Source organism: Arthrobacter rhamnosi (genome assembly GCF_054510855.1).
In genome coordinates this window covers 463,787-474,858 of the sequence record NZ_JBTNDT010000003.1, presented here as the reverse complement: position 1 = coordinate 474,858, position 11,072 = coordinate 463,787, and the positions used below count along the sequence as shown (strand labels likewise).

Below are 11,072 nucleotides of genomic sequence, written 5' to 3'. Positions count from 1 at the left end.
TCAGCTTCTGCCCGGGGTAGATGGTCGAGCTGAGCGAGAGGTTGTTGGCCGTGAGGAGGCTCTGCAGGCTGACGCCGTTGCGGGCTGCGATGGCGCCCAGCGTGTCGCCGGCCTTGACCGTGTAGGTGCCGGATACGGGTGCGGGTGCCAGCTTCACGGGCGCGGGTGCCGGCTTGACGGGTGCGGGAGCCGGCTGGGTGGCCTTCGGCGGCGTCGACTGGGTGGCGCCGGTGAGCTTCAGCTTCTGCCCGGGGTAGATGGTCGAGCTGAGCGAGAGGTTGTTGGCCGTGAGGAGGCTCTGCAGGCTGACGCCGTTGCGGGCTGCGATGGCGCCCAGCGTGTCGCCGGGCTTCACGACGTAGGTCGTTCCCGAGGAGGGAGCGGCCGGGGCGGGAGCGGGTGTGGCCGCAGGTACGCTGCCTGTCAGCCGGATCTTCCGGCCCGGGTAGATGATGGTGCGCGCGGTCATGCCGTTGAGCTTGAGGACCGCGTCGGTGGAGAGGCCGTAGCGCTTGGCGATCGCGCCGATCGTGTCGCCCGGCTTGATCGTGTACTCGCTGGGAACGGTCTTCGCTGCGATGGCGATGTTCCGTGCCGGTACCTGGCCGGCGACGAGGGCGGCAGGCACAACAGCGCGCGAGGGGAGCGTCACTGCCGCTGCTGCGATGTGCCGGGTGGAGGAAGTCTGCGGGGCGGGGGCTGCCGACGCCGGTTGGGCGAGGGCGACGGAAGAGAGGATCACCGCGGGCAGGGCAGCGGTGGTCACGGCGACGTTCAGGGCGCGCGGGCGTGCGCCGGCAACCTTCCGGCGGTTCCCGTTCAGCGGTGCGTTCGATCGCTGGGCAGTCATGTTTCGTTCCTCGTCTGTTGGCGGCTGAGTCCGCGCGGACGCATGTACCCGAAGAGCTGGTCGTGGCCGGGCACCTGCACGTGCTGATGATGCTAATGAGTGCGCTGTTGATACTGTTACTTGTGTGACTCCTGTGAATCTACACGAAAAAGGGAGTAGCACAAGAGGTGCAGAAACCGCGGGATCCTTCCTCCCGGCGTGTCGCCGGGGGGAGCGCTCCGGTGCCGGCTGGACATCCCGGCCGGGCCGCGCGCGCCGCACGGCCCTTCGGGTGGAGTTGGCTGCCGGAGCATGGCAGGCTTGGACGGTGACTGAACTCGAACAACTCGTCCCGGCCTGGCTCAACCTTCCGGAGGTGGCCGAGGCCCTTGATCTGCCGATCACCAGGGTGCACTCGCTCATCAGCGACCGGTCCCTGGTGAGCGTGCGGATCGGAGAGCGCAACGTCCGCAGCGTGCCCGCCGATTTCCTGGTCGACGGCGATGTCCTCGACAGCCTGCGGGGGACCGTCGTCGTCCTCGCGGACTCGGGCTACGGCGATGAGGACATCATCCGCTGGCTCTACACCGACGACGACTCCCTTCCGGGTCGTCCGATCGATGCGCTCCGCGAGGGGCGGAAGACCGAGATCCGGCGTCGCGCCCAGGCAGCTGCCTGGTAGGAGGTCCTGCCTCGGGCGAGCCGCCCGCTGCGTCTCTGCAGCGGCGTCTATGCGGTACGGGTGACCGCCGCTTCCGCCAGCAGGTGCAGTGCGCGCCTCGACACGGCGTCGATCCCGAGCCCGGCCAGTGCTGAGAAGGCCTCCTCCGACTTGTCCGCGATGAGTCGCTCGGTGTGGGCCAGTGCGCCGCTCTCGACGATCAGGCCGCGCAGCATCCCGACCCCGCCGTCGTCCAGGGAGGTGTCGCCGAGCATCGCATTGATCCCGGCGCGGGCCTTGTTCCCGCTGGACCCCAGGGCGCGTGCGATGAGGAAGGTGCGCTTGCCCTCGCGGAGGTCGTCTCCCGCCGGCTTGCCCGTGACCGCCGGATCGCCGAACACGCCGAGGACGTCGTCCCGGAGCTGGAACGCCTCGCCGAGCGGAAGGGCGAAGGCGGAGTAGGCCCGCAGCATGGCGTCGTCCGCTCCCGCCAGCGCCCCGCCGAGCATGAGCGGACGCTCCATCGAGTACTTGGCGGACTTGAACCGCAGGATGTTGAGGGCGCGCTCCTCAGCGACGGCCGGTTCCTGGTCCGGGCCGACGGCCTCCTCCAGGAGGTCGAGGTACTGTCCCGCCATCACCTCCGTACGCATGCGGTTGAAGATCGTGCGGGCGGCACCGCCCGCGGCATCCGCGCACGAGGCCGTGAAGAGCTCCTCGCTGAAGGCGAGGCAGAGGTCTCCGGCCAGGATGGCGGCCGACACCCCGAAGCGCTCGGGGTCGAGGTGCCAGCCCGCGTCCGAGTGCCGGGCCGTGAACTGCCGGTGGACGCTGGGCCGCCCCCGACGGGTGTCCGACCGGTCGATGATGTCGTCATGGATCAGTGCCGCCGCCTGGAAGAACTCCAGCGCCGTCCCGGCGACGACCGGCGCCGACGCGGACGGTGATCCGCCCGCAGCCCGCCATCCCCAGTAGCACAGGAGCGCACGCATCCTCTTGCCGCCCCTCGTCAGGGTGGCGATGCTCGAGATGAGGGGTAGGGACTCGTCGGAGATTCCCAGCAGCACCTCCTGCTGCTCCGCGAGGAAGTCCTCGATCGTCTGCGTGAGTGAGGACCGGAAGCGGTCCTGCTCGGTGGTGACGGTGTCGGAGAGGGATCCGCCCGTGTCGGGGGTGGCAGGTGCGGACGGCATGGATCTCCCGGGCAGCTCGGCTGGTCGTGGTTCGTCCACTCTATCCGGCGGGCCCGGACGTCCTGCCGCGTACTCCGAGGACCCTGCCGCAGGTCGGGCAGGCGGGGCAGGTCGGGGATGGCCGGGGACGGGGCCGGTGGCCGCCGTGTCAGTGACGCTGCGTACGATATGTCCGTGTCGAACGACGAGGGACCGAGGACCGCTGAGCACGCGGAGTGCTCCATCCTGCACATCGACATGGACGCCTTCTACGTCTCGGTGGAACTCCTCGACCATCCCCACCTGCGCGGTGTGCCCGTCGTCGTCGGTTCCCCGTCGGGGCGCTCCGTCGTCCTGTCCGCGTCCTACGAAGCGCGCAGGTTCGGGGTGCGCTCCGCCATGCCGATGGCCGTGGCGATGCGGCAATGTCCCACGGCGGTCATCCTGCCGCCCCATCACGCCCGGTACTCGGAGGTATCGGGGCAGGTCATGCAGATCTTCCGTGCGGTGACCCCCGAGGTGGAGCAGCTGAGCGTGGACGAGGCCTTCCTCGATGTCTCCGGGTCCATCCGGCGACTCGGGGGCCCCCGCGTCATCGGCGAGCAGGTCCGGGCCGAGATCCGCTCGTCTCTCGGCATCACGGCGAGCGTGGGAGCCGCGACCACGAAGTTCGTCGCGAAGATCGCGTCGACGCGGGCCAAGCCCGATGGCCTCCTGCTGATTCCGGGGGACCAGACGGTCGCCTATCTGCACACGCTGCCCGTCTCCGCGCTCTGGGGTGTCGGGGCGAAGACCCAGGAAGTGCTCGCCCGGATCGGCATCCGGACCGTCGAGGACGTCGCCCATACTCCCGTGCCCACTCTCAAGAGGCTGCTCGGGGTGTCGGGCGAGCACGTCCATCACCTCGCCTGGGGAAGGGACCCGCGGCGGGTGGTCGTGTCGCGTCCGGAGAAGAGCATCGGCGCGGAGGAGACGTTCTCCCGCGACGTCGACGATTCGGACGTCCTGCGGCGGGAACTGCTGAGGCTCGCCCACCGCACGGCGACCCGGCTCCGGGCCTCCGGGTACCGCGCCGGGGGAGTCTCGCTGAAGCTCCGCTATGCGGACTTCTCCACGCTCACCCGGTCGAAGCGGCTCGACGAGCCGGTGGACAGTGCGAATGCCCTCTACAGTGCAGCGACAGCTCTCCTCGCAGCACTGGGGGAGCGTCCCATGTCGGTCCGGCTGATTGGCCTGCGTGCCGAGTCCCTCGAGAGCGGAGGGGACGGCTCCACGCAGCTGACCATCGACCGGCGGGACGACAACTGGAGGATCGCCGAGCGCGCGCTGGACGACGTGAATCGGAAATTCGGGGACGCAGGGGTCGTCCCTGCGGGCCTCCTGTCTCCCCGTCCGGGCGGACGGCAAACGGGCGGGTCGGGTGAGCGCGCTGCGGAGAACCGCAGGACCGCTCCCGGACCCGATCGGGCGAACCGCGCGGGAGTGTCATCGGCACCGGGAGCACCGCCGGCACAGCAGGGGGACGATGGACGGAAACCGCGCCGTTGAGCCGATCGGGAGGCAAATAGCATTCGCCGGAACAGCCAATCAACCCCGCATTGTGACTTTGCACCTACCCCGTAGCAAACTAGTCTTTAACCCGGTAGCCCAACTGCCGTGGAGTACGCAAATCTCTTCTCCGGAGCCCGTGGTCATCGGCCCTTCCGCCGGGAACCTGGGCCGCGTCCGAAACGTTGGTGGGGTGAAGGAACGTTGGTACCCATATCAAGGAGGCGGTCATGGCACTCTCGGAACACGAGCAGAGGTTGCTTGATCAGCTTGAACAGCAGTTGCATGCCGACGATCCGAAATTCGCGCACTCGATGGCCTCGGACACCCGAAAGTCCATGTCGACCCGGCGTCTCGTCATCGGATCGCTCATCACGATCGCCGGAATCCTCGTCCTTCTCGCGGGCATCGTCTACCAGAACATCTTCATCGGGGTGGTCGGCTTCCTGATCATGGGCGGCGGAGTGTATTTCGCGACCACGAAGTCCCGGCAGGTGGAGGAAGGGCAGCCGATGAGCAAGCCCTCGAGAGCCGCGTCCGGTGGCAAGACCGGATTCATGTCCAGCCTGGAGGACAAGTGGGACGAGCGGAAGCGAGACCAGACCTAGACCGGGGCGGCACCCGCCGCCCGGACTCCTGCTGACGGCACGTGCTGCCGGAACGCCCAGAAAGAACCCGCCACGGCGGGTTCTTTCTTTTTTTGCGCAGGTTCGATGCACCGTCACTGCAGCTTCACCGCAGCTTCACCGCAGGTCCGACGCAGGCTCACGGCAACTCCGGAAGCCCTTCCGCCGCGCCCTCCACTCTCCTCCCCGGAACCGCCCCCGACGCGGCCCGCGCCGTTGCCGCCAAGGCCCTGCCCACAGGGGGAGCGACACGCGCCCCGCCGCGCCAGGCTGCGTTGACCGTGGAGAGTTGTGGAGTAAAGTGGGGAATATAAGAGCAAGGCAGCACCGGGCTGGGCCTGGCGGACTCAGAACAGGCGGTCAGGGATGTTCCTCGGAACGCACACCCCCCGCCTCGACGAGAAGGGCAGGCTCATCCTTCCCGCGAAGTTCCGGGAGGAACTGAGCGAAGGGCTGGTCCTCACAAGGGGCCAGGAACGGTGCATCTACGTGTTCAGCATGAGTGAGTTCGAAAGGGTTCACGAACAGATGCGCGCGGCACCGATCTCGTCACGCCAGGCGAGGGACTACAACCGCATCTTCCTGTCAGGAGCCTCGGACGAGGTTCCCGACAAGCAGGGGAGGATCACCATCCCGCCGGCACTCAGGAGCTACGCGGGACTGGACCGGGACCTCGCGGTCATCGGTGCAGGAAGCCGCGCAGAGATCTGGGCGGCGGAGGCATGGGAATCCTATCTCGACGAAAAGGAGGCCGCCTTCTCCGACACGGATGAGGATGCCTTCCCGGGCATCATCTGACTCGGCACCACCAGTACGACCAGGACGACGAGCAGGACCAGCAGGGCAGCAACGACGACGCGGATGGGCGATGTCCCTTGGATGAGATCTCCAGCCGCCGGTGGTTGAACTCCTGGCTTCACTTCCCCGAAGCCAGGCGACGACCTCCCGGCCGGATGGGGATCTGATCTAAGAAGGCGGAGCTCCCTCCCGACAGCCTGCACACACCGAGACGATGTATGACGAGCTGCAGGGGAGAGAGTGCGCATGGGGGATGGCCGGCCGACGGGTGAGCGTCACATTCCCGTCCTCCGCGACCGCTGTGTATCCCTCTTCGCTCCAGCCGTCACCTCCGCTGAATCCGCCGGACGCCGGGCTGTGGTGGTCGATGCCACCCTCGGGATGGGTGGACACTCCGAGAGCATGCTGGAGCGTTTCCCCAAGGCCCACCTCGTAGGCATCGACCGTGACACCGAGGCCCTCGGACTCGCCGGCGAGCGGCTCGCCCCGTTCGCCGACCGAACGGATCTGGTGCACGCCGTGTACGACGAGCTGCCCGACATACTGGCCGACCTCGGCATCGAGGGAGTCGACGGCGTCCTGTTCGACCTCGGTGTCTCGTCCCTGCAGCTGGACGAGCGGGACCGCGGGTTCGCCTACTCCTACGACGCGCCGCTCGACATGCGCATGGACACGAGTCGAGGGATCACCGCGGCCGAGGTCGTCAACACCTACGCTGCGGAGGACCTGCTCCGCATCATCCGTACCTGGGGCGAGGAGAAGTTCGCAGGGCGGATCGCGACGGCGATCGTGCGGGCCCGCCAGACCGAACCCTTCCGGACCACCGCGCAGCTGGTGGACGTCATCCGCGGGGTGGTACCCGCCGCTGCGGCACGCACCGGGGGACACCCCGCGAAGCGCACCTTCCAGGCCCTGCGCATCGAGGTCAACGAGGAGCTGACCGTCCTCGAACGCGCTGTGCCCGCTGCCATCGACTCGATCGTGACCGGCGGCCGTGTTGTCGCGATGTCCTACCACTCCCTCGAGGACCGCATCGTCAAGAGCGCCTTCTCCGCAGGGACGAAGTCCTCCGCGCCCGTCGGTTTCCCGGTGGAGCTGGAGGAACACAAGGCCTATCTCCGCTCCCTGACGCGTGGCACCGAAGCGCCGACTGCGGCGGAGATCGAGGAGAATCCCAGGGCGGCATCGGCCAAGCTGCGGGCAGTTGAACGAATCAAAGCAGGACCCGTCGACAGGAACATCAGATGAGCCAGGCACTGACCGTTGAGAAGCGACACAGCGCTGCGGCCTTCTCGGGACACGGCGCACTCGCCGTCGCCCCCGAGCGGCTCGCGGGACGCTACGCAGGAACGTCCCCGAAGCCCAGGACCCCGCTGTCCGTCGTACCCGCGCGGCCGGCCCGCCGCAAGGTGCCCTTCGCGGTCTTCAGCCTGCTCGTGCTGGCCGCCGCGCTGGCCGCGGTCCTCATGCTCAACATCTCCGTCTCGGGCACACAGTACGAACTGGTGCAGCTCCGGAACCAGCAGGTCGCCCTGAGCCAGCAGAACGAGGCCCTGGTCCTCGAGATCGAGGGCAAGGAAGCGCCGCAGAACCTGGCGGCCGCCGCCACGAAACTCGGCATGGTCTCCTCCCCGACCTTCGGGACCATCGAGCTGGACTCGAAGAAGGTGACGGGCACCCCGGAACCTGCGACGGACAGCCCCAAGCCCGAAGTGCTGATCGCCGCTCCGAAGCTCGTCACCGAGCAGCCGGCCCCGGTGGCCGTCGAGGCACCTCCGGTCGAAACGCCCGAGGAGGCTGCGCCCGCAGGCGCGGAGAGCGACGCCGGCCTGCCCGGTGCGGACCCCGGCACCGCGGACCCGGACGTCGCGGCGGACAGCTCGGCCTCGGGAACGATCCCGGGCCCCCAGCAGCTCGGCTCGGACCAGTAGCAGGCATACCCGCCGCTCTCCGCCCTGCACGTACTGATCGACAAGGATTCCTCCGTGACCCCTGCACGCACCGGCAGCCCTGACAGCCTGCGCCTGGCCCTCGGCTCGACCCGGCTCCGCGTGGGGCTGGCCTTCGTCCTCGTGCTGCTGCTCGTCCTCGGGGTGCGCCTGTTCCAGCTGCAGGCGCTGGACCTCAACGGGATGGCGCAGGCGGGCCTGTCCAAACGGCTCACCAGCACGGCCGTGCAGCCGATCCGCGGGTCCATCGTCGACAGGAACGGCAAGTACTTCGCCCGGAGTGTCGAGCGCTACGACATCGTCGTGGACCAGCGCCTGAGCGCCGTCGAGGAATTCGACCGCAGCGTCCCCGACGGGGACGAGCGCGAGACGGACATCCCGATCGACCAGGGCTTCGCCGAGCTCTCGGCCGTCCTCGGCATCGACGCGGAGACCCTCAAGGGCTCCATCATGGGAGACAAGAGCTTCAACTACGTCGCGAAGTCGGTGACCCCCGAGGTCAAGGACCGCGCCCTGGCCGTCGGCATCCCCGGTGTCTACGCCGACAAGACCAGTGTGCGCACCTACCCGGCGGGCCCGGTCGCAGGGTCCGTCATCGGCTATGTCGGCGCGGACGGCGCCCCCCGGTCCGGGCTCGAGGTCTCCCTCGACGACCAGCTCACGGGAGAGGCCGGCAGCCGCACCTTCGAGATCGGCGGCGACGGCATACGCATCCCCTACGCGACCAACGAGGACGTGCCGGCCGTGGACGGCGAGAGCGTGCGTCTCACGATCGACCAGGACCTCCAGTGGTTCGCGCAGCAGACGATCGCCTCCCAGGTGAAGGACTACAACGCCGAATGGGGCAACATCGTCGTTGTCGAGACGGGGACCGGCGCCATTCGCGCGATGGCCGAGTCGACGACGCTCGACCCGAACGATCCCGAGGCGACACCGGCCGACAAGCGCAGCCCGAACTCCGTCAGTGCCTCCTTCGAGCCCGGCTCGACGACGAAGGTCATCACGATGGCGGCAGCGCTCGAGGAGGGACTCATCGAGCCGACGTCGAGGTTCGTCCTCGAGAACCGCTACACGGTGGGCGACCAGACGTTCAAGGACGCGTGGGAGCACGGCACGGAGAAGCGGACGGCCGCCGGCGTCCTGGCGAAGTCGATGAACACCGGAACCGTGCAGATCGGCCAGAAGCTGACCAAGCAGGAGCGCTACGACTGGCTCAAGAAGTTCGGGATCGGTGAGCCGCTCGGCACGGGACTCGGCGAGGAGAACCAGGGCCTGCTGACCACACCGGACAGCTGGGACGACCGCCAGCAGTACACGGTCCTCTTCGGGCAGGGCCTCACGCAGACCGCCCTGCACACCGCGATGGTCTACCAGACGATCGCGAACGACGGCGTGCGCCTGCAGCCCCGCCTGATCGATGCCTACATCGACCCGGACGGCACCGAGCACAAGGTTCCCGAGGCGGAGGGCACCAGGGTCGTGTCCGAGGAGACCGCGGCCGAGACGCGGAAGATGCTCGAGACGGTCACCGAGGAGGGCTCCGGCAAGTCCGGCGAGCTCGACCAGTACCGGGTGGGGTCGAAGACCGGCACGGCCGAAGCCCCCGGCGCCACCGGCGGCTACGACGGCTACACTCTGTCCTATGCCGGGATCGCGCCGATCGAGGATCCCCAGTACGTCGTGGTGGTCACGCTCCAGCGCCCCCAGGGTGACCTGTACTACCTGATTCCCGGCCTGTCCTTCCAGAAGGTCATGAAGCAGGTCCTCAATTCGAACAACGTTCCGGCCTCGACGACCAAGCCGGACATCTACCCGGTCGAATACTGACCCGGAGGCCACAGCACCGTGCAACTGAACACCTCCCAGGGGGCCCCCGCTTCCCTGATGCGGCCGCGTGCCCCGCACCCGGTCGAACTCTCGGCGGCCCTCGCCGCCGCCGGCGCGCCCGCCGGTCCGGCGTCCCAGGCCGGGCTTCCCACCGTCACCGGCATCACCCTCGACTCGCGGTCGGTCCTCCCCGGCGACGTCTACGCGGCCCTGCCCGGCGCGACCCGGCACGGCGCCGAGTTCGCGGTGCAGGCCGTCCGGGCAGGCGCAGTCGCGATCCTGACCGACGAGTCGGGCGCGCGCATCGTGGCCGAGGCGGCCCGCGGGGCGGACGACCTGCCGATGCCGCCGGTCGTCGTCGTCCCCGATCCCCGGCGTGCCGTGGGACCGCTCGCCCGCGAGATCTTCTCCGGTCCCCAGGACGACCGCGCGGGTGCTCCTCCGGCCCTGTTCGGCATCACCGGAACGAACGGGAAGACCACCTCCACCTATTTCCTCAATGCACTCCTCGAGGCGCTCGGCAGGTCCACCGGACTCATCGGCACCATCGAGATCCGCGCCGGTGCCGACGCCATTCCCAGTGCCCTCACCACGCCGGAATCGCCGCAGGTGCACTCCCTCCTCGCACTGATGCGGGAACGGGGCCTCGACGCGGCCTCCATGGAGGTCTCCTCGCACGCTCTGGAGTTCGGCCGCGTCGACGGCGTGCGCTTCGACGTCGCCGGCTTCACCAACCTCACGCAGGACCACCTCGACCTGCACGGCACCATGGAGGACTACTTCGCCGTCAAGGCCACACTCTTCACGGCGGAGCGCTGCCGGCGGGCCGTGGTGCTGGTCGACGACGTCTGGGGCCGCAGGCTCGCCGACGCGGCCGACGTGCCCGTCCTGACGGTGCGGACCGGCGAGGACGGGGGAGGTCCGGCAGCGGACTGGACGGTGACCGGCGTCGGACCGAGCGGACTCGGCCACGCGTTCGTCCTGGCGGGGCGCAGGGGGGAACACCTCCGCGTCCGCACCGGCCTGCCCGGGACGTTCAACATCTCCAACGCAGCCCTCGCGACGGCCATGGTCCTCGCATCGGGTGTCCCGGTGGAGGACGTCCAGCGCGCGCTGGATGTGCATGATCCCTTCACCACGGAAGTGCCCGGACGCATGCAGCTCGTCGGCGAGGCCCCCGCCGCGATCGTCGACTTCGCGCACAACCCGGACGCCCTCGAGCGGACCCTCGCCTCGGTCCGCCGGCCGGGCGGCCGGGTCATCGCCGTGTTCGGGGCCACCGGCCAGCGTGACGAGACGAAGCGCCCCGTCATGGGTGCCGTGGGCGCGCGCCTCTCGGACCTCCTGATCGTGACGGACGACGACCCGCACGACGAGGACGACGCCGTCATCCGGGCCGCCGTCCGGTCGGGCGCGGATGCGGCAGTCCGGGAGGAAGGGCTCGACTGCGAGGTGCTGGAGGTCTTCCCGCGTGCCGATGCCATCGACCGTGCCGTCGCCCTCGCGACGCCCTCGGACACCATCATCATCGCCGGGCGCGGGCACGAGGTGTGGCAGGAAGTGAAGGGCGTGAACCTGTCCCTCGACGACCGCGTCGAATTGCGGTCCGCGTTGACAAGGCACGGATTCTCTGTGCTTTCCACCTCCGGGATAGAGTCCTGA

Annotated in this window: 10 protein-coding genes; 8 read left to right on the top strand and 2 right to left on the bottom strand. The window is 68.9% G+C overall.

All coding sequences use genetic code 11. The annotated features are described in order from the left end of the window. Positions 1-850, bottom strand: an 850-nt coding sequence (locus tag ACX80I_RS08860; protein ID WP_459344735.1) for a LysM peptidoglycan-binding domain-containing protein, incomplete at its 3' end; no start/stop codon positions are given. Between the two features lie 307 nt (positions 851-1,157). On the opposite strand from ACX80I_RS08860, the gene ACX80I_RS08855 reads away from it, so the two are divergent. After that, positions 1,158-1,511 carry an Rv2175c family DNA-binding protein gene (locus ACX80I_RS08855; protein WP_459344734.1) on the top strand — a complete coding sequence of 118 codons (354 nt, stop codon included), beginning with the start codon at positions 1,158-1,160 and terminating at the stop codon, positions 1,509-1,511. A gap of 47 nt (positions 1,512-1,558) precedes the next feature. On the opposite strand, the gene ACX80I_RS08850 is transcribed toward ACX80I_RS08855, so the two are convergent. Next, on the bottom strand, positions 1,559-2,683 hold the full coding sequence (locus ACX80I_RS08850; RefSeq protein ID WP_459344733.1) for a polyprenyl synthetase family protein: 1,125 nt from the start codon (positions 2,681-2,683) through the stop codon (positions 1,559-1,561). 168 nt (positions 2,684-2,851) lie between these two features. On the opposite strand from ACX80I_RS08850, the gene dinB reads away from it, so the two are divergent. From dinB to ACX80I_RS08815, 7 genes are all read left to right on the top strand, one after another. Continuing rightward, a complete protein-coding gene (gene dinB / locus ACX80I_RS08845; RefSeq protein ID WP_459344732.1) occupies positions 2,852-4,210 on the top strand; it encodes a DNA polymerase IV in 1,359 nt (452 codons plus the stop codon). 230 nt (positions 4,211-4,440) lie between these two features. Beyond that, entirely contained in the window at positions 4,441-4,818 is a 378-nt protein-coding gene (locus ACX80I_RS08840; RefSeq protein WP_459344731.1) for an SCO2097 family morphological protein, read from the top strand. 384 nt (positions 4,819-5,202) lie between these two features. Further along, the gene (gene mraZ / locus ACX80I_RS08835) at positions 5,203-5,634 is read left to right on the top strand and encodes a division/cell wall cluster transcriptional repressor MraZ (protein WP_301228487.1); all 432 of its coding nucleotides are present in this window, start codon (positions 5,203-5,205) and stop codon (positions 5,632-5,634) included. Positions 5,635-5,880: 246 nt separating this feature from the next. After that, positions 5,881-6,882, top strand: coding sequence for a 16S rRNA (cytosine(1402)-N(4))-methyltransferase RsmH (gene rsmH / locus ACX80I_RS08830; protein WP_459344730.1), 1,002 nt, complete (start codon positions 5,881-5,883; stop codon positions 6,880-6,882). Continuing rightward, a complete protein-coding gene (gene ftsL, locus ACX80I_RS08825) occupies positions 6,879-7,565 on the top strand; it encodes a cell division protein FtsL (protein ID WP_459344729.1) in 687 nt (228 codons plus the stop codon). Before rsmH ends, ftsL begins: the two co-directional genes overlap by 4 nt. 54 nt (positions 7,566-7,619) lie before the next feature. Continuing rightward, positions 7,620-9,410 (top strand): peptidoglycan D,D-transpeptidase FtsI family protein, encoded by a 1,791-nt coding sequence (locus tag ACX80I_RS08820; protein ID WP_459344728.1) that lies wholly within the window; start codon positions 7,620-7,622, stop codon positions 9,408-9,410. A gap of 57 nt (positions 9,411-9,467) precedes the next feature. After that, positions 9,468-11,072 (top strand): UDP-N-acetylmuramoyl-L-alanyl-D-glutamate--2,6-diaminopimelate ligase, encoded by a 1,605-nt coding sequence (locus ACX80I_RS08815; RefSeq protein WP_459344755.1) that lies wholly within the window; start codon positions 9,468-9,470, stop codon positions 11,070-11,072.